Source organism: Variovorax sp. V35, assembly GCF_041154465.1.
Lineage (GTDB): Bacteria > Pseudomonadota > Gammaproteobacteria > Burkholderiales > Burkholderiaceae_C > Variovorax > Variovorax boronicumulans.
On record NZ_AP028666.1, the window covers coordinates 6802673 to 6827446 of the forward strand.

General features: G+C 69.0%; 24 protein-coding genes. 16 read left to right on the forward strand and 8 right to left on the reverse strand.

All coding sequences use genetic code 11. The features are described from left to right. Positions 1-95 precede the first annotated feature (95 nt). The gene (locus ACAM42_RS31470) at positions 96-1007 is read left to right on the forward strand and encodes an MBL fold metallo-hydrolase (protein ID WP_369630484.1); all 912 of its coding nucleotides are present in this window, start codon (positions 96-98) and stop codon (positions 1005-1007) included. Positions 1008-1019: 12 nt separating this feature from the next. On the opposite strand, the gene ACAM42_RS31475 is transcribed toward ACAM42_RS31470, so the two are convergent. Next, positions 1020-3056 carry a PEP/pyruvate-binding domain-containing protein gene (locus ACAM42_RS31475; RefSeq protein ID WP_369630485.1) on the reverse strand — a complete coding sequence of 679 codons (2037 nt, stop codon included), beginning with the start codon at positions 3054-3056 and terminating at the stop codon, positions 1020-1022. Between the two features lie 73 nt (positions 3057-3129). Beyond that, positions 3130-3408 carry a zinc ribbon domain-containing protein gene (locus ACAM42_RS31480; RefSeq protein ID WP_369630486.1) on the reverse strand — a complete coding sequence of 93 codons (279 nt, stop codon included), beginning with the start codon at positions 3406-3408 and terminating at the stop codon, positions 3130-3132. A gap of 217 nt (positions 3409-3625) precedes the next feature. Between ACAM42_RS31480 and gorA the strand changes: the two genes are divergently transcribed. Further along, on the forward strand, positions 3626-4984 hold the full coding sequence (gene gorA / locus ACAM42_RS31485) for a glutathione-disulfide reductase (RefSeq protein WP_369630487.1): 1359 nt from the start codon (positions 3626-3628) through the stop codon (positions 4982-4984). Here gorA and ACAM42_RS31490 read toward each other — a convergent pair. Both ACAM42_RS31490 and ACAM42_RS31495 read right to left on the reverse strand, forming a co-directional pair. Beyond that, entirely contained in the window at positions 4981-5889 is a 909-nt protein-coding gene (locus tag ACAM42_RS31490) for a ketopantoate reductase family protein (RefSeq protein ID WP_369630488.1), read from the reverse strand. The two genes, gorA and ACAM42_RS31490, sit on opposite strands and share 4 nt — an antisense overlap. A 52-nt stretch (positions 5890-5941) precedes the next feature. After that, positions 5942-6856, reverse strand: a complete 915-nt coding sequence (locus tag ACAM42_RS31495; protein WP_369630489.1) for a LysR substrate-binding domain-containing protein — start codon at positions 6854-6856, stop codon at positions 5942-5944. 153 nt (positions 6857-7009) lie between these two features. Here ACAM42_RS31495 and ACAM42_RS31500 point away from each other — a divergent pair, with 153 nt between their 5' ends. The 7 genes from ACAM42_RS31500 (at position 7010) to ACAM42_RS31530 (ending at position 14027) form a co-directional block, all read left to right on the forward strand. After that, positions 7010-7807, forward strand: coding sequence for an ABC transporter permease (locus ACAM42_RS31500; protein ID WP_369630490.1), 798 nt, complete (start codon positions 7010-7012; stop codon positions 7805-7807). A gap of 58 nt (positions 7808-7865) precedes the next feature. Continuing rightward, entirely contained in the window at positions 7866-8894 is a 1029-nt protein-coding gene (locus ACAM42_RS31505; RefSeq protein WP_369630491.1) for an ABC transporter ATP-binding protein, read from the forward strand. Between the two features lie 22 nt (positions 8895-8916). Beyond that, positions 8917-9993: an extracellular solute-binding protein gene (locus ACAM42_RS31510; protein WP_062481407.1), complete on the forward strand. Its 1077-nt coding sequence runs from the start codon at positions 8917-8919 to the stop codon at positions 9991-9993. 9 nt (positions 9994-10002) lie between these two features. After that, entirely contained in the window at positions 10003-10824 is an 822-nt protein-coding gene (locus ACAM42_RS31515; RefSeq protein WP_369630492.1) for an ABC transporter permease, read from the forward strand. Further along, positions 10775-11323, forward strand: coding sequence for a TIGR00725 family protein (locus tag ACAM42_RS31520; protein ID WP_062481403.1), 549 nt, complete (start codon positions 10775-10777; stop codon positions 11321-11323). Before ACAM42_RS31515 ends, ACAM42_RS31520 begins: the two co-directional genes overlap by 50 nt. A 45-nt stretch (positions 11324-11368) precedes the next feature. Continuing rightward, entirely contained in the window at positions 11369-12886 is a 1518-nt protein-coding gene (locus tag ACAM42_RS31525; protein WP_062481401.1) for an AMP nucleosidase, read from the forward strand. A gap of 181 nt (positions 12887-13067) precedes the next feature. After that, complete coding sequence (locus tag ACAM42_RS31530; RefSeq protein ID WP_095747757.1) at positions 13068-14027, forward strand: tripartite tricarboxylate transporter substrate binding protein; 960 nt, start codon at positions 13068-13070, stop codon at positions 14025-14027. A 48-nt stretch (positions 14028-14075) separates the two neighbouring features. Here ACAM42_RS31530 and ACAM42_RS31535 read toward each other — a convergent pair whose 3' ends face one another. Continuing rightward, entirely contained in the window at positions 14076-15011 is a 936-nt protein-coding gene (locus tag ACAM42_RS31535) for a hypothetical protein (protein ID WP_143599183.1), read from the reverse strand. Between the two features lie 207 nt (positions 15012-15218). Continuing rightward, positions 15219-15911 (reverse strand): ArsR/SmtB family transcription factor, encoded by a 693-nt coding sequence (locus ACAM42_RS31540; protein WP_369630493.1) that lies wholly within the window; start codon positions 15909-15911, stop codon positions 15219-15221. Positions 15912-15994: 83 nt separating this feature from the next. Here ACAM42_RS31540 and ACAM42_RS31545 point away from each other — a divergent pair, with 83 nt between their 5' ends. Further along, on the forward strand, positions 15995-17158 hold the full coding sequence (locus ACAM42_RS31545) for a cytochrome P450 (RefSeq protein WP_369630494.1): 1164 nt from the start codon (positions 15995-15997) through the stop codon (positions 17156-17158). Between the two features lies 1 nt (position 17159). Here the strand turns inward: ACAM42_RS31545 and ACAM42_RS31550 are convergent, their stop codons facing one another. Both ACAM42_RS31550 and ACAM42_RS31555 read right to left on the reverse strand, forming a co-directional pair. Further along, positions 17160-18125 carry a pyridoxamine 5'-phosphate oxidase family protein gene (locus ACAM42_RS31550; protein WP_369630495.1) on the reverse strand — a complete coding sequence of 322 codons (966 nt, stop codon included), beginning with the start codon at positions 18123-18125 and terminating at the stop codon, positions 17160-17162. After that, entirely contained in the window at positions 18122-18790 is a 669-nt protein-coding gene (locus tag ACAM42_RS31555) for a glutathione S-transferase family protein (protein ID WP_369630496.1), read from the reverse strand. The genes ACAM42_RS31550 and ACAM42_RS31555 overlap by 4 nt, the downstream gene beginning before the upstream one ends. A gap of 105 nt (positions 18791-18895) precedes the next feature. Here ACAM42_RS31555 and ACAM42_RS31560 point away from each other — a divergent pair, with 105 nt between their 5' ends. The 6 genes from ACAM42_RS31560 (at position 18896) to ACAM42_RS31585 (ending at position 24751) form a co-directional block, all read left to right on the forward strand. Beyond that, positions 18896-19786 (forward strand): LysR family transcriptional regulator, encoded by an 891-nt coding sequence (locus tag ACAM42_RS31560; RefSeq protein WP_369630497.1) that lies wholly within the window; start codon positions 18896-18898, stop codon positions 19784-19786. Positions 19787-19824: 38 nt separating this feature from the next. Continuing rightward, positions 19825-20790 (forward strand): ATP-binding cassette domain-containing protein, encoded by a 966-nt coding sequence (locus ACAM42_RS31565; protein ID WP_062481101.1) that lies wholly within the window; start codon positions 19825-19827, stop codon positions 20788-20790. Between the two features lie 11 nt (positions 20791-20801). After that, entirely contained in the window at positions 20802-21650 is an 849-nt protein-coding gene (locus ACAM42_RS31570) for an ABC transporter permease (protein ID WP_369630498.1), read from the forward strand. Between the two features lie 833 nt (positions 21651-22483). Next, a complete protein-coding gene (locus ACAM42_RS31575) occupies positions 22484-22936 on the forward strand; it encodes a MarR family winged helix-turn-helix transcriptional regulator (protein WP_095950280.1) in 453 nt (150 codons plus the stop codon). An 81-nt stretch (positions 22937-23017) separates the two neighbouring features. Next, positions 23018-23443, forward strand: coding sequence for an organic hydroperoxide resistance protein (locus ACAM42_RS31580; protein ID WP_062481095.1), 426 nt, complete (start codon positions 23018-23020; stop codon positions 23441-23443). 189 nt (positions 23444-23632) lie between these two features. Further along, positions 23633-24751, forward strand: coding sequence for a DUF2855 family protein (locus ACAM42_RS31585; RefSeq protein WP_369630499.1), 1119 nt, complete (start codon positions 23633-23635; stop codon positions 24749-24751). Positions 24752-24774: the final 23 nt, after the last annotated feature.

The window sequence follows — 24774 nt, forward strand, 5'->3', positions numbered from 1 at the left end:
AGTTCGCGAAATAACATTATATTAATTCATATAATATTTGTCGCTTGATTGATTGAATGAGTGCCTGGCCTCCAGGCACCGCAGAAGGAGCGCCGATGACCCCGACCCCCATGCCCCCACGCGCCACCACCCAGGCCTTCTTCGATCCCGCGACGGGCACGGTGTCCTACGTGGTCTGGGACCGTGCGACGAAGCGCGCCGCCGTCATCGACCCGGTGCTCGACTACGACTTCCGCTCCGGCCACACCGACACCGCCTCGGCCGACCGCCTGCTGGCGTACGTGCGCGCGCAGGCCCTGCAGGTCGACTGGATCCTGGAAACCCACGCGCACGCCGACCACCTCTCGGGCGCGCGCCATGTGCAGTCGCAGGCCGGCGGGCGCATCGCCATCGGCGAGCACATCCGCACGGTGCAGGCCACCTTCCGCAGCCTCTACAACCTGGAGCGCGACTTCCTGCCCGACGGCAGCCAGTTCGACCACCTCTTCAAGGACGGCGAACGCTTTCACGTCGGCGAGATCGAGGCGCAGGCCCTGCGCGTGCCCGGCCACACGCCGGCCGACATGGCCTACCTCGTGGACGACGCGGTCTTCGTCGGCGACACGCTGTTCATGCCCGACCTGGGCAGCGCGCGCGCCGACTTTCCGGGCGGCGACGCGCGCGAGCTCTACCGCTCGATGCGCCGGCTGCTCGCACTGCCGCCCGAGACCACGCTGTACGTCTGCCACGACTACCCACCCGCCACGCGCGAGCCGCACTGGCAGAGCACGGTGGCGCAACAGCGCACCCACAACATCCACGTGCGCGACGGCATCGGCGAAGACGAGTTCGTGCGCATGCGCACCGCGCGCGACGCCACGCTCGAAGTGCCGACGCTGATCCTGCCGTCGATGCAGGTCAACGTGCGCGGCGGCCGCCTGCCGCCGCCCGACGACAACGGCGTGGCCTACCTGCGCATTCCGCTGAACACGCTGCCGGGCCACCGCCCGCGTGCCACGCCGGGCTGAGGGCGCAGTGAACTAGCGCCGCCGCTCCACATACGGCCGCGCCTGCAGCAGCACGATCTTGTCTCCCACGGTCGCCCACTCGATGTCCTGGTCGACCGCATTGAAGGTGCGCTTCACCGCCGCGCCCACGTTCGCGAGCCGCACCACCAGTTCGTCGGTCAGCACGTGGCGGCCGACTTCCACGGGCACTTCCTTCACGCCGCCGTCCTTGTCCAGCTGCAGTGCCGTCTCCTCGGCCGAACGGCTGAGCACCTGGATGGCTTTCGACCAGCTCGAGTACATCACCTGCTCCGCCACGCGCTTGCCCTCGACCACACGGATGCCGATGCCGCGCTTGGCCGAGATGTACGTCACATGTGGATGCCCCGCGTCGAAGGGGTCGCGCGTGATCATCACGCCGGCGTTGGTCGAATCGATGGCGGTCTGCACGAACACGCCCATCAGCACCGACTCGGCGCCGAAGCCGGCGGCGCTGCGCGCCTCCCAGGCCTCGGGGTTGAACACCGAGGCCCAGACCTTCTTCACCGCGAGCTCGAGCGCGTCGCCGGTCTTCACGTTGGGCACCGTGGTGTAGAGCCCCGCGCCGCTGAAGCCCGGCAGGTCTTCCGAGTTGGACGAGCTGCGCACGAACACGCCGCCCCCGCCCAGCTGCGCCTGCCACGCCGCGCGCCAGGCCGCCGCGGTGGCGGGCTCGACGGGCCATTGCACGATCTCGTCGCGCAACTGCGCCAACGCCTTCTGCCGCACCTGCGGGTCGCCCGCGAAGCCGGGCTGCTGCTGCATGCGCGCGATGCGCTCGGCCAGCCCGTTCGACCGCATGAAGCGGTCGTAGTGCGCGAACGGAATGCAGAAGCCGTCGGGCACGGTGGTCGAGGGAATGTGCGCGGCCAGCACGGCGCCGAGGTTGGCCGCCTTCGAGCCGCATTGCACGCTGTGGCGCGCACGCAGCGAGGCCAGCGGCAGCAGGCGCGTCTCGCGCAGGTCCGGCTTCGCGGCCTTGCTGCCGGGCAGCGCGCCGGTGGCAGCCGCACGCACGGCGCGCGGCGGCAGCGCGGCGATTTCTTCCGGCGTGAGGCGGCGCAGCTGGTAGCCCGAGGCCGCCACCTTCAGCGCCACCCACTGGCCCGCGTGCGCCTTCAGCACCGTGGCGGCATCGCGCACGTACGCGTTCGGAATGCCCCAGCCCTTGGCCAGCAGGTTGACGTGCGACAGCGCCGTGGACGGCCGCTCGGTGAGCACGCCGGCCACCGGCGGCAGGTTGATCGGCACCTCGCGCAGCACGGCGATGTCGTCGGGCAACAGCGCGTTCAGGCCCGAGGCGTCGTTCACGATGCGCACGCGGCCGGTGGCGGTGCCCAGATTCATCGGCAGGAAGGGCTGCTCGCGGATCAGCGCCTCCTGGCTCACGAAGTCGATGCCGGCCTCCTTCGCGATGCGCTCGTGCAGCGTCGAGTTGGTCTTGAACTTCACCGGCGCGAAGAAGCTGGCCTTCACCTGCGCTTCGGCCTCGCGCAGCAAGGGCACCGTGAGCCGGTCGCCTTCCCAGAACTCGTAGGTGAAGGTGCCGATGTTCTGCTGCCAGCTCAACGTGCCGAACAGGAAGCGGCGGTCCGGCACGAGGTAGTTGCGGTCGATCTCGCGCTTGACCGTGTTCGGCGTGAGCCGCGTGTCGCGCAGGAAGCGCACATGCAGCTGAAAGCGCGGCGTGTCGATGTAGTGCATGCGCGCCGGCTTCGCCTGCCGGTCGATCGCGAACAGCACGTGGGCCAGCTGCATCGGCGTGCCGGCGTCGTAGACGCGCGCCAGCGTGTCGAAATCGCCCTGGCTGCGCAGTGCCGGCAGCGAGGCGGGCACGGCGGGGCGCGGCACGAGTTGCGCGGCCGGGCCTTCGGGCTGTGGCTGGTTCTGCTGCTGGTAGTACGAGGGCTTGCGCGCGAGCTGTGCACCGGCCGGCGCGGGCGCGACGGCCATCGCGCACAGCGCCAGGACCGGCAGCCACGCCAGTGCCGCGCCGTCCTTTTTCTTCTGCCTGTTGGAATCGTTCTTCATGGGGCTCCTCCTTCATTGCCGACAAGCGCGAATTCTCGCTGGCGGCCCGCCCCGTTTTTCGCGCGTCGCCGCGCTACGTCGCCTGCGTCGACTGGCCGCATTGCGCGCAGAACTTCGCGCCGGGCGCCATCGCCGTGCCGCACTGCCGGCAGGCCGCGGGCAGCATCGACGTGCCGCATTGCTGGCAGAAGCGCGCACCGGCGGCGTTCACCGCGCGGCAGGCCGGGCAGGCGCTGCCGCCGGATGGCGGTGGCGCGTCGCGGCCGTACCCGTGGCCGCCTTGCGAACCGTGGTGCCCACCGCCGTGGCGCGCGCCGCCATGTCCACCGAAGAGTCGTTCCAGCATGCCCATGTGTTTCTCCCTTGCGTCGTGCAACAGGCCAGTGGCAACGTCGCCGGTGGCGATGAATTCCCGCGGGCCTGACTGCAGTGGATTCCCTGAAGCAGCTTCAGGGTCAAGCGCCCTCCGGCAAAGACCCTCGCAGGCCGCGGTGCTTCACGGCCATGCCCCCGGCCGAAGCGCCGCCATCGCCCCGCCGCTACAGTCGGCCGCAAGGAGCGTCTTTCTCATGCAACCATTCGATTTCGACCTCTTCGTCATTGGCGGCGGCAGCGGTGGCGTGCGCGCCGCGCGCATGGCGGCGCAGACCGGCGCGCGCGTCGCGCTGGCCGAGGCCGCCGAGCTCGGCGGCACCTGCGTCAACGTGGGCTGCATCCCGAAGAAGCTCTACAGCTATGCGGCCGGCTATGCCGAGTCTTTCGAGGAAGCCGAAGGCTACGGCTGGAAGCTCCCGTCGGCGCCGCAGTTCGACTGGGCGCACCTCAAGGCCCAGCGCGCCAAGGAGATCAGCCGGCTCAACGGCATCTACGGCTCGCTGCTGAAGAACTCGGGCGTCACGCTCGTCACCGGCTGGGCCCAGCTGGTCGATGCGCACACGGTGGAAATCGAAGGCAGGCGCCACACCGCGCGCCACCTGCTGGTGGCCACCGGCGGCACGCCCTTCGTGCCCGAGATTCCAGGCCGCGAGCACATCGTGACCTCCGACGCGATGTTCGACCTCGACCCGTTCCCCAAGCGCCTGCTGGTGGTGGGCGGCGGCTACATCGCCTGCGAGTTCGCATCGATCTTCAACGGCCTGGGGTCCAAGGTGACACAGCTGCACCGCCGCGCCCACCTGCTCACCGGCTTCGACGACGACGTGCGCCAGTTTCTGGCCAACGAGATGGGCAAGGCCGGCGTCGACGTGCGCCTGAACTGCGAGGCCTCGTCGATCGCGCGCGGGCCCGACGGCCTCGTGGTCACGCTCGCGCGCGGCCAGCAGATCGAGGCCGACACCGTGCTCTTCGCCACCGGCCGCGTGCCCAACACGCAGGGCCTCGGCCTCGAGGCGGCGGGCGTGAAGCTCGACGCCAAGGGCGCGATCGCGGTCGATGCGCACTACCGCACCTCGGTGCCGTCGATCTACGCGGTGGGCGACGTGTCGACCCGCGTGCAGCTCACGCCCGTGGCGCTGGCCGAGGCGATGGTGGTGGTCGATGCGCTGTTCGGCAAGGGCAAGCGCGGCATGGACTACGAGTTCATTCCCACCGCCGTGTTCACCCACCCCAACATCGGCACCTGCGGCTACAGCGAGATCGACGCGCGCGCGAAGTTCGGCGAAGTGACCGTGTTCTCCAGCGAGTTCAAGTCGCTGCGCCACACCCTCTCGGGCCGCAGCGAGCGCACCTTCATGAAGCTCGTGGTCGACAAGAAGAGCGACCGCGTGGTGGGCCTGCACATGGTGGGCGCGGACGCGGGCGAGGTGGTGCAGGGCTTTGCGGTGGCGATGCGCGCGGGCGCGACGAAGGCGCTGTTCGACAGCACCATCGGCATCCATCCCACCGCCGCCGAAGAGTTCGTGACGATGCGCGAGCCGATGCCCGGCTAGCCGCCGGCCTGGGGCTGCTTGCCTTCGAGCAGCTTCACCATCACGAACAGCACCCGGTTCGCCGGCGTCGGCACGCCCAGCGCCTCGCCGCGCCGCACGACCAGCCCGTTGAGGTGGTCGATCTCGCTGCGCTTGCCGCGTGCGAGGTCCTGCGCGGTCGACGAATACTGCGAGGGCATCGACTGCGCGATGCCGCGCACCGCCGCGTCGACATCGCCCGGGATCACCACACCTTCGGCCTTCGCCACCGCGAGGCATTCGGCGACCACGTCGCGGATCACGTCCGTCACGCCCGTGCCCTGCACGAGCTCGCCATACGGCAGCTGCGACACGGCCGACAGCGCGTTGTAGGCGCAGTTGAGCACCAGCTTGGCCCACAGCGCGCCGCGCACGTTGTCGGAAATCTGCGTGGACACGCCGGCCGCGATCAGTGCCTGCGCGACCTCGTCGCTGCGGCGCGACGGCGCGATCACCAGCTCGCCGCGGCCGTGGTGCTTCACATGGCCCGGCCCCGCCATCTCGGTCGCCACGTAGACCACGGCGGCGGCCACGTCGTGCGACGGCAGCGCCGCGCGCACGCGCGCGTCGTTGTCGACGCCGTTCTGCAGCGTGAGCACCAGCACGCCGGGTGCGAGGTGCGGCTGGATCTGCGCGGCAGCCGATTCGGTGTCGGTGGACTTCACGCAGAACAGCACGAGGTCGGCGCCCTGCACGGCGCCCGCTTCGGTGCTGGCATCGAGGCGCACCTGTTCATCGAAGGCCTTGGTCTCCAGCCGCAGCCCGTTCGCACGCACCGCCTCCACATGCGAAGGCCGGCCGATCAGCACGACTTCGTGGCCCGCGCGCGCCAGCATGGCGCCGTAGTAACAGCCGACCGCGCCGGCACCCATGACTGCGACTTTCATCGATTCGATTCCTTGGTTGCTCCGTGGCCAGAGCGTAGCGAAGACGGCCGCTTCATGCCTCGGTCTCCACACCGCGCGACTTCTGCCCTTCGCCCATGATCCATTCGCGAAACGCCGCGAAGGCCGGCAGGTCGAGGCGGTCGGGCCGGTAGCACAGGTAATGGCCCTGGTCCACGCGCACCGGCGTGCCGCAGGGGCTCAGCAGCGCGCCTTCGGCCAGCTCTTCCTGCACCAGCAGCTTGGGCACGAGCCCGATGCCCAGCCCGTTGAGCGCCGCCTGGATCAGCGCCGAGTACTGCGCGAAGCGCGGGCCGGCCACGGTCTGCACCTCGGGCACGCCGTGCTGCGCGGCCCACTGGCGCCAGGCGGTGGGCGCGCCCTCGTGGTGCAGCAAGGTGTGGCCGACGATGTCGATGGGCTGCACGATGCGGTGGCGCCCCTCGACCAGCGCGCGCGCGACGATCAGCACGAACTCGCGCCCCGCGATGTATTCGGACACCACGCCGGGCCAGCCGTCGGGGCCGTAGCGGATGGCGGCATCGACGCCGGCCGGGATGCCGTCGCTGGGCTCCAGGTGGCGGCTGAAGCTCAGCATGACGTGGCGGCTTTTCTGGCTGAAGGCCGGCAGGCGCGGAATGAGCCATTTGGTGAGAAAGGTGGGCACGCTGGCCAGCGTGAGCAGGCCGGCGCCGGCATCGCCCGAGCGCGCCTCGAAGGTCGCGGTCTCGATGGCGCGCAGGCCGCCCGAGATCTTCTGCCAGTACACGCGCCCCTGCGGCGTGAGCTGCACGCCGCGGCCGTTCTTCTGCAGCAGCTCGCGGCCCAGGAAAGCCTCGAGCCCCGCGATCTGCTTGCTGACGGCGCTCACGGTGATGCACAGGGCGCCGGCCGCGAGCGTGATGCTCTGCTGGCGCGCCACGGCGTCGAAGGCCAGCAGTTCCTGGATGGTGGGGCAGTCGCGTTTCATGCCTGGCTCCGGTTGATGAAAGTCGTGTGAAAAACACTTGCCGATTGCTCAAGTGTCGTCATCCAACTTTCACCCATAAGTGTGCATCTGCTTCCTAGAATTCGCTGGAACGCGGCAATCCGCCGTGGGCAAAAAGTAGAGCATCCGGAAAGTATGCCGGGTGCGCAAGACCTTCGGAGACACCCCTTGATTCGCGGCATCTCGCTCGTCTACGGCCTGTACCTGCTGCTGCCCATCGCCCTGCTGGCGATCGGCAGCTTCGGCGGCAACTGGACCAACACGCTGCTGCCCACGGGCGTCACCGGGCAGTGGTATGTCGACCTGTGGCTGGACACCTCGTTCCGCAAGGCCTTCGTGAGCAGCCTCGTGGTGGCGATGGCGGCCTGCGCGATCAACACGGTGCTGGCGCTGCCGCTGGCCTATGCGCTGTACCACGGCGCGCGGCGCGGCAGCAGCATCGCGGCGCGCATCGTGAGCGCCACGCCGGTCGCGGTGCCGACCATCACGCTGGCCTTCGGCTACATGATCGTGTTCAACACCGACCTCGCGCCCTGGCTGGGCTCGATGCCACTGCTGATCGCCGCGCACGCGATCCTCACGCTGCCCTACCTCACGAACACGCTGCTCACCGACCTGCGCCACCTGGACCTCGGGCGGCTCGAGCAGGCGGCCGCCACGCTCGGCGCCTCGGGCTGGCAGCAGTTCACCGGCATCGTGCTGCCCAGCCTGCGCCAGAGCCTGATCAGCGGGCTGGTGATGGTGGCGGCGATTTCGGTGGGCGAGTTCGGGTTGTCGAACCTGCTCACGAGCTTCCAGAACCGCACCTACCCGGTGGTGCTGCTGCAGGCCTTCTACGGCGCGACGGGTTTTGCCTGCGCGGCGACCGTCATCCTTCTCGTGCTGGCGAGCGCGTCGGCCCTTCTTTCCTCTTCTCTGGTGAAGCAGCCGTGAGCCGCCGGGCCGCTCCCAAGGCGAACACCGTAGCGCGCAGCGCGAAGGTTACCCATCCATGAGCCTCCTCCTCGACAACGTCAGCTACAACTACCCCGGCAGCGCGCACGGCCTGCACGACGTGTCGCTCGACGTGCGCACGGGCGAGCTCGTCGCGGTGATCGGGCCCAGCGGCTCGGGCAAGTCGACGCTGCTCAAGCTGGTGGCGGGGCTGGAGACCGGCCACACGGGCCGCATCGTGCTCGGCGGCGACGACATGTCGCGCACGCCGGTGCACCAGCGCCACATCGGCATGGTGTTCCAGAGCTATGCGCTGTTTCCGCACCTGAGCGTGCTGGACAACGTGGCCTACGGGCTCAAGCTGCGCAAGGTGGACACGGCCCCGCGCCGCCAGCGTGCGCAGGAGCTGCTCGACATCGTCGGGCTGGGCGACCACGCGCGGCGCGCCGTGGCACAACTCTCGGGTGGCCAGCAGCAGCGCGTGGCCCTGGCCCGTGCGCTCGCCATCGATCCGCGCGCATTGCTGCTCGACGAGCCGCTCTCGGCGCTCGACGCCAGCGTGCGCGGCCACCTGCGCGACCAGATCCGCTCGATCCAGCAGCGCTTCAACGCGACCACGCTGCTGGTCACGCACGACCAGGAAGAAGCGCTGGTGATGGCCGACCGCGTGGCGATGCTCAAGGACGGCCGCCTGCTGCAGATCGCCACGCCGCGCGAGATCTACGAGCACCCTGCCAGCCGCGCAGTGGCCGAGTTCGTCGGGCTCTCGACCATCCTGCCCGCCAAGGTGGCGTCGCCGGGCCGGCTCGACATGGGCTTTGCCGAGCTCTTCGCCGAGACCGGCAGCCGCCCCTTCGGCACGCCCGTGCATGTGCTGGTGCGGCCCGAACACATCCGGCCCGACCCGGCGCCCGACAGCGTGAACCGCCTGGCCGGCCGCACCGGCGCGCAGCGCTACCTGGGCGCGCTCACGCGCTACGACTTCGACGTGGCGGGCGCGGGCAAGCCCTTCCTCGCCGAGTCGGCCGCGCCGGCGGCCCAAGCAATCGCCATCGCCCCCCAACACCTTCGCCTGCTCGACCACTGACCTTTCCTCTCAAGGAGCCACCATGCAACGCAGACATCTGATCCAGGCCGCCGGCGCACTGCCCGTGCTGTCGCTCGCGCGCACCGCTTTCGCCTTCGACGGCCCCGAGCTCTACGCGGGCGAGAAGGCGCTGTACGCCGAAGCGCAGAAGGAAGGCCTGTGCGTCTCCTTCGACACCGGCCCCGAGTGGGCCAACTGGAAATCGCTGTTCCGCGACTTCAAGAAGCGCTACCCCGAGATCGAGCTGACCTACAACGACATCGGCTCGGCCGCCACCGTGGTCGCGCTCGAAAAAACCAAGCGCCGCCCGCAGGCCGACACCGCCTACTACTTCGCCGCCTCCGCCGTCGATGCCGCGAAGAAGGACGTGGTCGCGCCCTTCAAGCCCGTCAACTTCGACAAGCTGCCCGCCGTGTTCCGCGAGGCCGAAGGCCGCTGGTTCACCATCCACACGCTCAACATCGCGTTCCTCGTGAACAAGAAGCTGGTGAAGAACGTGCCCACCGGCTGGGCCGACCTGCTCAAGCCCGAATTCAAGAGCACGGTGGTCTACCTCGACCCGCGCTCCACCGGCATCGGCCAGGTGCTGACCTTCGCCGCGGCGTATGCCAACGGCGGCAGCGTCGACAACGTGCAGCCCGGCACCGACTACCTGGGCAAGCTGCATGCAGCCGGCAATGTGCTGCGCGTGGAAGGCACGACGCCGTACGCCAAGTTCCTCAAGGGCGAGATCCCGGTGTGGATCAGCTACGAGAACGACGGCCTCAAGGCCAAGCACGTCGACGGCATGGGCGATGCGGTGGAAGTCGTGATCCCGAAGGAAGCCAGCGTGGCCGCGCCCTATGCCATCAGCCTGGTGAAGAACGGCCCGAACCCCAACGCCGGCAAGCTGTGGCTCAACTTCATCATGAGCGAGGCGGGCCAGTCGCTGTTCGCGCAGGGCTTCGTGCGCCCTGCCGTGCCGGGCACGCCGCTCTCGGCCGATGTCGCGGCCAAGATGCCGGCCGCGCCGCAAATCAAGCCGCTCGACGTGGTGAAGGCCTCGGAGCGCAAGGCCGAGGTCGACAAGCTCTGGGCGCAGGCCGCGCTGGGCAAGTAAGAGGCCGTGATGCGACGCTTTGGCGCCTGGCCCGCCTGGGCCTTCATGGCGCTGTTCTTCGCGGTGCCGCTGGCGGCGCTGCTGCCCGAGGCCTTCGGCGAGGGCGGCAGCGCCTTCGGGCGGCTGTTCGGCAACCCGCTGTTCCTGGGTGCGCTGCGCAACACGCTGGGCCTGGGCCTGGCGGCGGGCGCGATCTCGGCGGTGGTGGGCACCTGCATCGCCATCGAACTGGCGCGCCAGCCCGAGGGCCGGCGCCAATGGATGATAACGCTGCTGGGCCTGCCGCTCGCGTTCTCGGGGCTGGTGATCGCCTACGGCTTCATCCTCGCGTTCGGGCGCGCGGGCTTCGTGACGCAGCTGCTCGCGGGCCTGGGCGCCGACCCGGCCGTGATCGGCAGCTGGTTCTACAGCGTGTCGGGCCTGGGGCTGGCGTATGCCTACTACCTGATCCCGCGCGTGGCGCTGTCGTTGTACCCGGTGTTCGCCAACCTCGACCTGCGCCCGGCGCAGGCGGCGCGCACGCTGGGCGCCTCGAAGGCGCGCGCCTTCCGGGACACGGTGCTGCCCGAGGTGCTGCCCTCGGTGCTGTCGAACGCCTGCATGGTGGCCGCGATTGCCATGGGCACCTACGGCACGGCGCTGGCGCTTGTGGGCACGCAGCTGAACATCCTGCCGCTGATGCTGCTCGCGCAGGTGGGCGACGGCGGGTCCGATTTCGCGGTGGCGGCGGCCCTGTCGCTGGTGCTGATGGTAGTGTGTGTGGTCGTGATGGGAGTGGGCGATGTCTTTACACGAAGGCGCGAGCGCGGTGCTGTCGGCGCCGGTCACTGAGGCGCTGACGCGCCTGGCGCAACGGCAGTGGGGGCCGCAGCGCCACCGCCAGCCGGTGGCGATGCTCGGCCCGGGCGACGGTGGCCCGGCCGAATGCGAGGCCGCCTACGCGGTGGCGCATGCGCTGGCCGGTGCGGGCATGGCGGTGGTCTGCGGCGGGCGCGGCGGCGTGATGGCCGCGGCCTCGCGCGGCGCGGTGGAGGCCGGCGGCATCGCCGTGGGCATCCTGCCCGAGGACGACGACCGCCATGCCAACGAATGGCTCAGCGTGGCCATTCCCACCGGCATGGGCGAGATGCGCAACGGCATCATCGCGCGCAGCGGCGTGTGCCTGGTCGCCATCGGCGGCAACATGGGCACGCTGTCGGAGATGGCCATGGGCCTGAAATGGGGCAAGCCGGTGTTCGTGATGCACGGCGACGTCGCCCTGCCCGGCGCGGTGCAGGCCACGGACGTGGACGACATGCTGGCCAAGGTGCTGGCTTGCCTGTTGGACTGACCTCAGGACCTCCCCGCCGACACGGGCGCATTGCACAATGACGGCATGCCCTACATGCCCACCTTCGTCGCTCCCGCCCGCTTCACCGACGCCGCCGAGGCGCTCGACCAGGTCAAAGCCATCTACCAGGGCGGCCTGGCCCACCTGCGCGAATCGATGCTGCGCTTTGTCGCCGGCGAGGCGCTGCCGGGCCGGGTGCGGGCCTGCTACCCGTTCGTGCGGGTGCACACGCACACCGTCTCGCGCCACACGCCGCCGGCCAACGCCGGCCTGAGCTACGGCTTCGTGGCCGGCCCCGGCCGCTACGAGACCACGCTGACGCGGCCCGACCTGTTCTCGCGCTACTACCTCGACCAGTTCCGCCTGCTGCTGGAAAACCACCAGGTCGAGATCGAGGTGGGCACCAGCACGCAGCCCATTCCGATCCACTTCTCGTTCGCCGAGAACGACCACATCGAAGGCACGATGAGCGCCGAGCGACGCGCCCTCATGCGCGACGTGTTCGACCTGCCCGACCTGGGCGCCATGGACGACGGCATCGCCAACGGCACCTTCGAGGCGCTGCCCGGCGAGCCGCAGCCGCTGTCGCTGTTCACGGCGGCGCGCGTCGACTACTCGCTGCACCGCCTGCGCCACTACACGGGCACGGCGCCCGAGTGGTTCCAGAACTTCGTGCTGTTCACCAACTACCAGTTCTACATCGACGAGTTCGTGCGCCTGGGCCACGAGGCCATGGCCGACGAGAACAGCGAGTACATCGCCTTCATCGAGCCCGGCAACGTGATCACGCGCCGGCGCGGGCTGGCCGCCGGCCACAGCGACACCTTCGCCCACCTGCTGGACGGCAGCCAGGGCACCGCGCCGCCGCGCCTGCCGCAGATGCCGGCCTACCACCTGGTGCGCGAGGACTACAGCGGCATCACCATGACCAACATCGGCGTGGGCCCGGCCAACGCCAAGACCATCACCGACCACATCGCCGTGCTGCGCCCGCACGCCTGGATGATGCTGGGCCACTGCGCCGGCCTGCGCAACACGCAGCAGCTGGGCGACTACGTGCTGGCCCACGCCTACGTGCGCGAGGACCATGTGCTCGACGAGGAGCTGCCGCTGTGGGTGCCGATTCCGGCGCTGTCGGAGATCCAGCTGGCGCTCGAGCAGGCGGTGGCCGACGTCACGAAGTGCGAGGGCCCCGACCTGAAGACGATCATGCGCACCGGCACCGTGGCCAGCACCGACAACCGCAACTGGGAGCTGCTGCCCGGCAACCAGCCGCAGCGCCGCTTCAGCCAGAGCCGCGCCGTGGCGCTGGACATGGAAAGCGCGACCATCGCGGCCAACGGCTTCCGCTTCCGGGTGCCCTACGGCACGCTGCTGTGCGTGAGCGACAAGCCGCTGCACGGCGAGATCAAGCTGCCCGGCATGGCCAACCACTTCTACCGCGAGCGCGTGGAACAGCACCTGCGCATCGGCATGCGCGCCATCGAGATCCTGCGCCAGGAAGGCACCACCAGGCTGCACAGCCGCAAGCTGCGAAGCTTCGCGGAAGTGGCTTTCCAGTAGGCTCCGACGCCTTTCGCCCCTCTTTCCCCCTCAGGGTTTCTCCCTGTGCGGGCGAGGGCGTGTTTGCCTTGTTTCGCGGACATCATTGGCTGTCACGTACACAACTGGAAACACGATGCGCCCGTCTTCGCCGCCTGCTGCCGCCGCCCTTCCCCTGTCCCGCCGCCGCTTCGGCACCTGGCTGGCAGCCTCGGCCGCTGCCGCCGGTGCGGGCCAGGCCGCGCTGTGGGCCGGCAACGCCCGCGCGGCCGACGCGCCGCTGAGCAGCAAGCTGCGCATCGTCATTCCCGCCAACGAAGGCGGCGGCTGGGACCAGACCGGCCGCGCCCTCGGCGCCGCCCTGCTGGCCTCGGGCGCCGTGGGCACCGTCACCTACGAGAACATCGGCGGCAAGGGCGGCACCATCGGGCTGGCCAAGTACGTCGAGAAGTACGACGCCGACCCCGAGGCGCTGCTGGTCAGCGGCATGGTGATGGTCGGCGCGGTGGCGCTGCAAAAGCCCGCCGTCACGCTGGCGCATGTGTCGCCCGTGGCGCGCCTCACCAGCGACTACGAGGTGGTCGCCGTCAAGGCCGACTCGCCCATCAAGACCCCCAAGGACCTCGTCGCCCAGCTGCGCGCCGATGCCGCCAACACCGTCATCGCGGGCGGCTCGGCCGGCGGCGTGGACCACATGTTCGCCGGCATGCTGGCGCGCGTGGCCGGCGCCTCGGCGTCGCTGAACTACCAGCCGCACCCGGGCGGCGCGCAGGTGGTCGAAGCGCTCGAGACGGGCAAGGCGGCGGTCGGCATCTCGGGCTACAGCGAGTTCGCCGAGAACATCGCCAACGGCAAGCTGCGCGCCATCGGCGTGTCGTCCAAGCACCCGTTCCAGGGGATCGCCTCGGTGCGCCAGCAGGGCGTGGACGCCGACCTGGCCAACTGGCGCGGCGTGATGACCGGCAAGAAGGTGCCGCCCTACCGCCGCGGCCAGCTGCTCGAGGCGGTGCAGCGCGCCACCACACACGACCTCTGGCAGAAGACCATCAAGCGCAACAACTGGGACCCGTACTGGATGGCGGGGAAGGACTTCGAGAGCTTTCTCGAACTCGACACCGCCATGGCGGGCCCGCTGATCTATCTGCTCAAGCTGAAGGCCTGAGCCTCGGGCCCGTGTGAGGGACCTTTCCTTCGCGATGCCTTCGCCTGGTCAGCACAGCCACCAGCGGCTGCAGTTCGTGGCAATGCGGAATATCCGCTTCGGTGAGATGCCGCCATTGGCGATGTACTCATAGGATGTCGCACCCTTGGCACCTTCCGCATTGAGCAGGGCCAGGAACTTGGTTTCGTCGCTGCCGCCCGTCGCATCATCGACCACGTAGTAGTAGTAACTCGTCGACGCGTTGTTCACCTTGACGTAGTAAGGGGTACCGCCGTTGAGGAAGAAGGGGATGAAGCCCTTGAGCCCCATCGCGTTGAGCTGGTCCAGCCGCTCCTGCAACGAAGACACACGGGGGGCCGGCGATTCGTAGGTGCAGACATCGCTGGCACCCTCCTGCCGCATCATGCGCGTCTCGAACACACCGCTCGCCAACCGGCAATAGCCTTGCGCACCCGCCGCGTTCAGGCGGCTCAGCGAGCCGCTGACGTCGGCGTCGATGGCGACCTTCATGTACCCATAGGTCGCCGTTTCCGCCGTGGGCTTTCCGTAGAGGGATCGCAGCGTGCCCTCACCGATGACCATGAACAACGCCATCGAGACGAAGCTGGCCGCGGAGTGGCCGTTGGGGGCCACCACCGTGTCCATCGACCAGAGGTAGGCATCGGTCGACGAAGCCCTGGTAAAGATGCCATTGCCTGTGTCGGGATAGAACGAGCCGGTGTAGTAGTAGCCAGCGAACGCCGGGCTGTTCAGCTGGTCCAGCACCAGCCCCCGGAAGCGCGGATCGAAGGGACTGATCTTGTCCTCGACCTTGCCCAGCTTGTAGGTGTAGGTGGTGACCGGGCCGGGCTGAGGACCGGTGATGGGCGCAGGGTCCGTGCCGGGTTGCGTGACAGGCCCGGCGGGAGGCGCCGCTTCCGTTCCGGGGTTTGCGCCCGGATCGCCGCCCGCACCGGATGCCGGCACTGCCGCCCCTGGCGGCATGGCGAGTCCGACGAGTCCACCCCCACTACCTCCGCCGCCGCCTCCACCGCCACATGCGCCTAGAACCACGCAGCACACGGCTGCCCACCACTTGGTTGCCACAGTTCCATCCTCCCGATTTGGTGCAGGATCATAAGTGGGCTGCGGCCCATCCGGTTTGGAGTTTTCCCGGTCAGGACACCGAGCTTCTTCGTGTGTCTCCGGCAGTCAGTTGAACAACTCCGGCATCTCCCGCTGCGCCTTCGGCGTCAGCGTGAGCGCGCGTCCGTCGAGCTCTTGCCGCACCCAGCCGCGCCGCAGCGACAGCTGCAGCCACGCGGCCCCGAGCGCGCCGCCCAGGTGCGGGCGGCGTTCGCTCCAGTCGAGGCAGGCGCAGGCGAAGCGGCGGCGCGAGCGGCGCACGGCGTCGACCTCGACGCCCAGGCTCTCCAGCGCGATGGCGCCGTCGGGCGTGAGTTCGTACGAGCCGCTCGCAAGGCCGCTGAGCCAGCCCTGCGCATGCAGCCGGTCGTGCAGCGCGACGCCCGCGGTGCCGGCCATGTGGTCGTAGCAGGTGCGGGCGCTGCGCAGGCGGCTCGGCGTGTTCGGCTGGAACGCCGCCGCGGGGCGCGGGGCGCCGGCCACCACCATGAGGCTTTCGAGCGCGGCGGCCACGTCGTCGCTGGCCAGGCGGAAGTAGCGATGCTTGCCCTGCACGAGCACCTCGACCAGCCGCTCCTCCTTCAGGCGCGCGAGGTGCGCGCTCGCGGTCGAGGCGGCCACCTCGGCCACGGTGGCCAGTTCGGTGGCGGTGCGGGCGTGGCCGTCCATCAGGCAGTTCAGCATGCGGGCGCGGGCCGGCTCGGCGATGGCGCCGGCGAGGCGGGCGAGCTGGAAGTCGGAAGCGGTGGTGTCGTCCATGCGGGCATCCTAAGGCGGCGGCGCATCCCACACTTCGTTCGCGACCGAAGTGTGCCGGCGCCTGCGAACGCACACTGCACGCCATGACTACCGCTGTACTCGCCCACCCCGCCGATCCGGTCGCCGCCGCCACGCATGCCGACCCGTACCCGTACTACGCCACGCTGCGCGACGGCCCGCCGCTCGCGTGGCACGAGGGCCTGCGCGTGTGGGTCGCAAGCCGCGCCGATGTCGTCATGCAGGTGCTGCAGGCCCACGGCGCGCTGCGCGTGCGCCCCGCCGCCGAGCCCGTGCCGCGCGCGATCGTGGGCAGCCCTGCCGGCGAGGTGTTCGGGCACTTGGTGCGCATGAACGATGGCCCCGCGCACCAGGCGCACCGGCCGGCACTGCAGCGCGCGCTGGCCGGGCTCGACCTGCAGGCGGCGCACGCCGCCGCGCTCGACGTGGCGCGGCAGGTGCCGCCGCAGGCGCCGCTGTCCGAGGCGCTGTTCTCGCTGCCCGTGCGGGCGATGGCGCACCTGCTCGGCTTCGACGGTTCATCACTGCCGCAGGTGGACCGCTGGATGCGCGATTTCGTCGCCTGCCTTTCGCCGCTGTCGAACGCCGACCAGCTGCAGGCAGCGAGCGTGGCGGCCGGCGCGCTGATGAACCGCTTCGAAACCCTGAGCGCGAACGCTTCGCCGCGCGACGGCACGCTGCTGGCGGCGGTGCTGGCCGAAAGCGCGGCGAGCGCGCCGCTCTCGCGCGCGCTGCTGGCGAACCTCGTGGGCCTGCTCTCGCAGACCTGCGATGCCACGGCAGGCCTGCTGGGCAACAGCCTCGTTGCGCTGGCGCGCCAGCCTGCACTGCGCCCGCTGGCTCGCACGCGCGACGGGCTGCTCGCCATCGTGGAGGAGACGGCGCGCCACGACCCGTCGGTGCAGAACACGCGCCGCTTCGCGATCGATCCCGTCGAGATCGCCGGCACCTCGCTGGCGGCGGGCGAAGCGGTGCTGGTGCTGCTGGCCTCGGCGCAGCGCGATCCGGCGTTCAACCCCGAGCCCGACCGCTTCATGCCCGTGCGCGCGCAGCGCCGCGTGCTTGGCTTCGGCCATGGCATGCATGCGTGCCCTGGGCAGGCGCTGGCCTGCACGCTGGCCGCTGCTGGCCTCGAAGCGCTGTTGCGCCGACCCAGCGCCTCCGATCTCGACACGCTCGACTGGCACTACCGCCCGTCGGTCAACGGGCGCATCCCCGTCTTCGACTGAGTCAGTGCGCGGCCCAGCGCCCCGTGCCCGCCAGGTGCGGCGACAACGCGGCCTCGCCCCAGCGCAGCGGCAGCGCGGCCGGACGGCGCAGTGCGCGCGTGACATGAAAGCGCATCAGCCGCTCCGCGCCCTCGAACGCCGCCACTTCAGGCCCCTCCGTGACGATCTTCGCCGTGGCGCTCAGGTGCAGCAGCTCACCGGTGTCGAAATCGACGAACAGCAGGCCCGCGCGCGGATGCGCCTGCAGGTTGCCGAGCGTGTTGAAGAAGCGGTTGCCGTTGAAGTCGGGCACCGTGAGCACGCCGCCCGCATCGACGCGCACGAAGCCCGGCCGTCCGCCGCGGTGCGACACGTCGACGCCGTGCGAGCGCGCATCGGCCGCGTCGCCCGCCGCCACCGCGTCGGGGTACGCCGTGGCGATGAACAGCGTGTCGGACGCGCCGATGAGCCGTTCGGCCGCGAGGTCGAGCGTGTCGAGCCACTGCGCGGCGGGCTCGTTGGCCGGCGGTGCGGCGAACACCGGCTCACGCGCCTGGATGTAGCGCGGGCAGTTGCCGAAGCTTTGCTGCACCTCGACCATGAAGCCCGCCGCATCGAGCGCCTCGACCGTGCCGTTCATGCGGTTGCGCCGCCGCGTGTGCGGCTGGATGCCCAGCAGCCCGAGCGTGGCGCCGGGCGCGAGCTGGGCCGCGAGCGGATCGCCGGCGCCCGGCAGCGCATCGATGCGCAGGTGCGTCGCATCCGGCGAGTGCGCAAAGCCGGCCGGCGCCGCGAGCATGCTGGCCCACGGCTGCAGCTCGGCATCGAGGCTGCCGACCACGAGGAACGGCAGCAGCGAGAAGAACTCGCGGTGCTGGTCGGGCATGTAGTCGCGGATCACGCGCGGGCCCATCGCCTCCATCTGCTCGCGCGAGCCCACGAGCGACTGCAGCGCGCGCTCGCCGGCGTGGAAGGGCGCGGCGATCATGACGCCACCGCCAAGCCTACTGACGAACGCACCATCGGCACGAACCCCGGCGAGGCTTCCACGCGCGCCAGCCAGGCGCGCAGCTGTGGATAGGCGTCGAGCGACACGCTGCCCTCGGGCGCATGGGCCACGTAGGCGTAGTTCGCGATGTCGGCCAGCGTGGCCGACGGGCCCGCGAGGAAGGGCTGCTCGGACAGGCAGGTCTCCATCACCGCGAGCAGCGCGTGCGAGCGCTTGACGGTCTCGGTGCGGTCGGCGTCCACGCCGAACAGCACCATGATGCGCGCCGCCGCCGGGCCGTAGGCCAGCGGGCCGGCCGCCACCGAGAACCAGCGCTGCACGCGCGCCGCGCCCACCGGGTCGCGCGGCATCCAGCGCGCCGGGTCCGGGGCGTAGCGTTCGTTGAGGTACACGAGGATGGCGTTGGAGTCGGCCAGCGTGACCTCGCCGTCCTCGATCACCGGCACCTGGCCGAAGGGGTTGCGCGCCAGGAACTCCGGCGTGCGGTGCTCGCGCTGACGCAGGTTGAGCTCGACGATCTCGAAGGGCAGGCCCAGCACCGAGAGGAAGAAGCGCACGCGGTGCACGTGGCCCGAGATGGCGCTGCCGAAGAGCTGGATGGGCTGGGCGGGCTGACGCTGGGCGGTGGTGGTGTTCTCGGTCATGAGGAGTCCTTCGGGTGGGTATGGCCTCGATTCTTCTCTCTTCCACCAAATGAATGAATAGCCTTTGCCGGATTTGACTGCTGCGTTTTCCGGTTTAATCGCGCCATGGATCGCTTCAAGGCCATGCAGACCTTCGTGCAGATTGCCGACCAGGGCAGCCTGACCCGCGCCGCCGAGGCGCTCGGCAGTTCACTGCCCGCCGTGGTGCGCGCGCTCGCCGCGCTCGAGGCGCACCTGGGCGTGCGCCTGTTTCACCGCACCACGCGGCGCCTGTCGCTCACCGAGGAAGGCCGCCACTACCTGCCGAGCGCGCGCGAGGTGCTGCTCGCGGCCGACGCCGCCGACCAGGCGCTGAAGGCCGAGGCGCGCGAGCCCGCGGGGCAGCTGGTCATCACCGCGCCGGTGCTGTTCGGCCACATGTACGTGGCGCCCGCCATCGTGCGTTTCATGCAGCGCCACGAGAAGGTGCGCTGCAGCGTGCGGCTGCACGACCGCACCGTGAACCTGCTCGAGGAGGGCATCGACGTCGGCATTCGCATCAGCCCGCTCGAAGACTCGTCGCTGGTGGCGCAGACGCTGGGCACCATCCGCCGCGTGGTGGCGGCCAGCCCCGCCTTCCTGGCGCAGCACGGCGTGCCGCGCCATCCGCGCGACCTGGCGGGCGCACCCTGCGTGCGCGGGCGCATCGATGCACCGCCGCAATGGGCGTTCCGCGACGGCGGCAAGACCGTGCACGTGACACCCGACAACCGACTGGAGTTCAACCACCTCGCGCCCGCCATCGAGGCCTGCGCCGCCGGCATGGGCTTCGGCACTTTCTTCTCCTACCAGGTGCTGCCGCATGTGGCACAGGGCCGGCTGCAGCTGGTGCTCGAAGACTACGAGCCCGCGCCCCGGCCCGTGAGCGTGATCTACCCGAACGCGCGGCTGCTGCCGGCGCGCACGCGGGCCTTCATCGACTGGATGAAAACCGAGTTCAGCGGCTTGCGCATGTAGCTGCTGCGCCAATCGGCCGGCTGCGTCAGAATGGCCGCGTGCCATCCCACACCACCCCCTCCTCGCCTTCCTCTTCGTCTTCTTCCCCGTTGTTCCAGGTCCGTGGGCTGCGCAAGCGCTACGGCGAGACCACGGTCGTCGACGACCTCTCGTTCGAGATCGCGCCCGGCGAGTGCCTGGGCGTGATCGGGCCGAACGGCGCGGGCAAGACCACCACCATCCGCATGTGCCTGGGCCTCACCGCGCCCGACGGCGGCAGCATCGAGGCGCTGGGCCTGCAGATGCCGCGCGACGCGCTGGCGATCAAGGCGCAGCTGGGCGTGGTGTCGCAGTTCGACACCCTCGACCCCGACTTCAGCTGCGCCGAGAACCTCGTGGTGTACGGCCGCTACTTCGGCTTCAGCAAAGCGCATGTGCGTGCGCGCGTGCCGCAGCTGCTGGAGTTCGCCGCGCTCTCGCACAAGGCCGACGCCAAGCCCGGCGAGCTGTCGGGCGGCATGCGTCGGCGCCTGTCGCTGGCGCGCGCGCTGGTGAACGACCCCAAGTTGCTGTTGCTCGACGAGCCCACCACCGGGCTTGACCCGCAGGCGCGGCACCTGATGTGGGAGCGGTTGCAGGTGCTGTTGCAGCAGGGCAAGTCGATCCTGTTGACCACGCACTTCATGGACGAAGCCGAGCGCCTGTGTTCGCGGCTGCTGGTGCTCGACCACGGCCGCAAGATCGCCGAGGGCCGTCCGCGTGACCTGATTGCCGAGCATCTGGAGCCTGATGTGGTCGAGGTGTATGGCAATGGGGCGCTGTCGCTGGCCGGGTCGGCCGAGCTGCAGGCGCTGGCTGCGCGCGTGGAGGTGAGCGGGGAGACGGTGTTCTTCTATACGCAGGATGCGCGGCGTCTGCTCGACGCGCTGACGCAGCACGGCGGGCTGCGCACCTTCCATCGGCCGGCCAACCTGGAAGATCTTTTCCTCAAGCTCACCGGTCGGCAGATTCGCCAGGATGGCTAGGCCTTCTTTCTATGAACACAACCACTGCTTCTTCTGCCGTTTCTCCCGAGACGCCTGTGCCGCCTTCACCCTCTGTGTGGCGCGCGCCTGAGCTGTCGATGCGGTGGTGGCCGGTGTTTTTGCGCAACCTGCTGGTGTGGCGCAAGCTGGCGCTGCCTAGCCTGATCGGGAACATCGCGGAGCCGCTGATCTGGCTTGTGGCGTTTGGCTACGGGATGGGCGCTCTCGTTGGGCAGGTGACGGTGGATGGCACGCAGGTGCCCTACATCCTGTTCCTGGCGAGTGGGTCGATCTGCATGAGCGCGATGAATGCGGCGAGCTTCGAGGCGCTGTATTCGGCGTTTTCTCGGATGCATGTGCAGAAGACGTGGGACGGGATCATGAATGCGCCGGTGGGGCTGGATGACATCGTGCTTGCGGAGATGTTGTGGGCGGCGTTCAAGTCGATCTTTACTGTGACTGCGATCTTGTTTGTGATGCTCGGGCTTGGGATCAGTCACAGCCCCAAGTTGATCGTGGCCTGGACGGTGTTGATTGGGTGTGGGATCACGTTTTCTTCTGTGGCGTTGATCTTCAATGCGTTGGCTAAGGGGTATGACTTTTTTACCTATTACTTCACGCTGTTCATGACGCCGATGATGTTTTTGAGTGGGGTGTTTTTTCCGCTGGAGCAGTTGCCTTCTGTTGTGCGTTCTGTGGCTGCCTGGTTGCCTTTGACCAATGCTGTTGCTTTGGTGCGGCCGTTGTTTATGGATCGGTGGCCTGAGGGGTGGTGGGTGCATGCGGGTGTTTTGGTTGTGTATGCGGTTGTTGCTTTCTGGATTGCTTTGGCTTTGACTCGGAAGCGGTTTCGGGGGTGATTTTTAGAGGGTGACCTGGTTTGCTTCCCGAGGCCGGGTCTCGCCCCGGCGGGCGACCTACTTTTCTTTGCTTCGCCAAAGAAACGTAGGCAAAAGAAAGGCGACCCTGCTGTCTGCGTCCCTCCGCTTCGCTACGGGCAACCTGCGGTGCTCGCGTTTCGCGGGGTCTCGCCCAAACTCGCTTCGCTCAAACAAGGGCGAGCCCTGATCCGCGAAACGCTGCGCTCCTCGGCGCATACAGAAGGGATTTGGATACCTACGGGCCATCGCTTCGCTCGGCCAGTGGGCCGCAGCAGGCGCTGCGCGCCTGCTGCGGCGGGGATTGGTCATGGCGTTGGTCCTTGCATGAGCGCATGCGTGTGCGTTCATACAGATGCGGATGTGCCCACCACCACCACGGCCACAGCCACCACGAGCACGAGCACGAGCACGAGCACGAGCACGAGCACGAGCACGAGCACGAGCACGAGCACAAACGCAGGCTTCGGCTGTTGGTAGTTCCCGGGCCGAGCGAAGCGACGGCCCGCCCGGTATCAAAGCCCCTCTGGCTGCGCCGAGGAGCGCAGCGTTTCGCGGATCAGGGCTCGCAGCTGTTTGAGCGAAGCGAGTTCTGCGAGACCCCGCGAAACGCGAGCACCGCAGGTTGCCCGTAGCGAAGCGAAGGGTCGCAGACAGTGGGGTCGCCTTTCTTTGCTTACTTTCTTTGGCGAAGCAAAGAAAGTAAGTCGCCCGCCGGGGCGAGTCCCGGCCTCGGGAAGCAAAACGACCACCACCCCAAGTCACCCAAAACAACTACATTGCACACAATTCAATTGCGAACTACAATTCAATCCATGCCAACGAAACCCAACACAGACGACCTGCTCAAGCTAGACAACCAGCTCTGCTTCGCCGTCTACTCCGCCTCCTTGGCAATGACCCGTCTCTACAAGCCGTTGCTGGAAAAGCTCCAGCTCACTTACCCCCAATACCTCGTGATGCTCGCCCTCTGGGAGCAAGACGGCCCCACCGTCTCCGCCCTAGGCGAGCGTCTCTCTTTGGACTCCGGCACCCTCACCCCGCTGCTAAAGCGCCTAGAAGCCAACGGCTACGTAGCCCGAGTCCGCGACGTCGCAGACGAGCGCCGCGTCCACATCACGCTCACCACCGCAGGCCGCAAGCTCAAGTCCCGTGCCGCCAACGTCCCCGAGTGCCTCATGGCCGCCGCCGAATGCTCCGTCCCCGAGCTGATCGCCCTCACGCAGCAGATCCAGACCCTGCGCGACCGCATCCGCAAAGCCGCCTGACAAACAACCCATCCAGAGTTCTCCCCGGCTTCGTGAGAAGAAGCCCTTTCATCACCACTCCCCTGACCAAAGGAAATCACCATGACCACCAAGCTCGACAAAGTTCTCTACACCGCAGAAGCCCACACCGTCGGCGGCCGTGACGGCGCCGGCAAGTCCAGCGACGGCGCCATCGACGTCAAGCTGAGCTCGCCCGGCTCGGGCAAGCCCGGCACCAACCCCGAGCAGCTGTTCGCGGTCGGCTACGCCGCCTGCTTCATCGGCGCCATGAAGGCCGTCGGCCCGAAGATCAGTGTCAAGGTGCCGGAAGAAGTCGCCATCGACTCGAAGGTCTCCCTCGGCCCGACGAACGGCGGCGCGGCCTACGGCATCTCGGTGCAACTGGCGATCTCGCTGCCCGGCCTGGACGACGCACAGAAGAAGCTGCTGGTCGACACGGCTCACCAGGTCTGCCCCTACTCGAACGCCACCCGCGGCAACATCGACGTGGAACTGACCATCGTCTGATTCCGCCCTGACGGTTTCACGAAAAAAGCGCCCCGGCCCCAAGCCCGGGCGCTTTTTTCATGTCTGTCTCACGGGTGACGCCGAAACGCGCGCCGAGATAGCGCCTTTCACCAAGCTTGGCTAATGTGGTCGCACGTCTCGCCCGTCCCGCCCACCCGTCTTCAACACACACCCGCGGAGATCGACCCCATGAGCACCACCCACCTCCTGATCCGCAAAGACCAGCTGGCCACCACGCGCCTGCACACCGACACCACCGACCGGCCGCTGGCCGACGGCCAGGTGCGCGTGCGCATCGACAGCTTTGCGCTCACCTCCAACAACATCACCTACGCCGCCTTCGGCGATGCGATGAGCTACTGGCAGTTCTTCCCCTCCGAGGAAGAAGGCTGGGGCAGCATCCCGGTGTGGGGCTTCGCCAGCGTGGTGCAGTCGCAGCACCCGGGCGTGGCCGTGGGCGAACGGATCTACGGCTACTGGCCGATGTCCACGAGCGCGGTGCTCAGCCCCGACCGGCTCTCGCCCTCGCGCTTCACCGACGCGGCGGCGCACCGCGCCGAGCTGCCCGCGGTCTACAACCAGTACTTCCGCTGCAACGCCGACCCGCTGTACACCACCGACACCGAAGACCTGCAGGCGCTGCTGCGCCCGCTGTTCATCACCTCGTGGCTGATCGACGACTTCATGGCCGACAACGACTTCTTCGGCGCCACCACCATGCTGCTGTCGAGCGCCTCGAGCAAGACGGCCTACGGCACGGCCTTCCAGCTGCACCAGCGCGACGGCATCGAGGTGCTCGGCCTCACCTCGCCCGCCAACGTGGCCTTCTGCCAGAGCCTGGGCTGCTACGACCGCGTGGTGACCTACGACGCGCTCGACACCATCGCCGCCGACACGCCCTGCGTGTACATCGACTTCGCCGGCAACGGCGAGCTGCGCACCGCGATCCACGAGCGCTTCACGAACCTCAAGTACAGCAGCTCGATCGGCGGCACGCACGTGGAGCAGCTCGCCGCCAAGGGCGCGGGCAAGAGCCTGACCGGGCCGCGCGCCACGCTGTTCTTTGCGCCGGCGCAGATCAAGAAGCGCACCACCGAATGGGGCGCCGACGAGTTCGGCCGGCGCATGGTGGCCGCGTGGCACCGCTTCCTGGCCACGGTGACCGACACCAGCAACCCCTGGCTGCACACCGAGCACCACCACGGCGGCGAGGCGGTGCAGGCCGCCTACGCGCAGGTGCTGGCCGGCAAGGGCGACCCCCGCACGGGCCATATCCTTTCGCTTTACAAACAAGCGGGCGCTCGCTGACCCGCAAGGGGCCCATGTGGCGA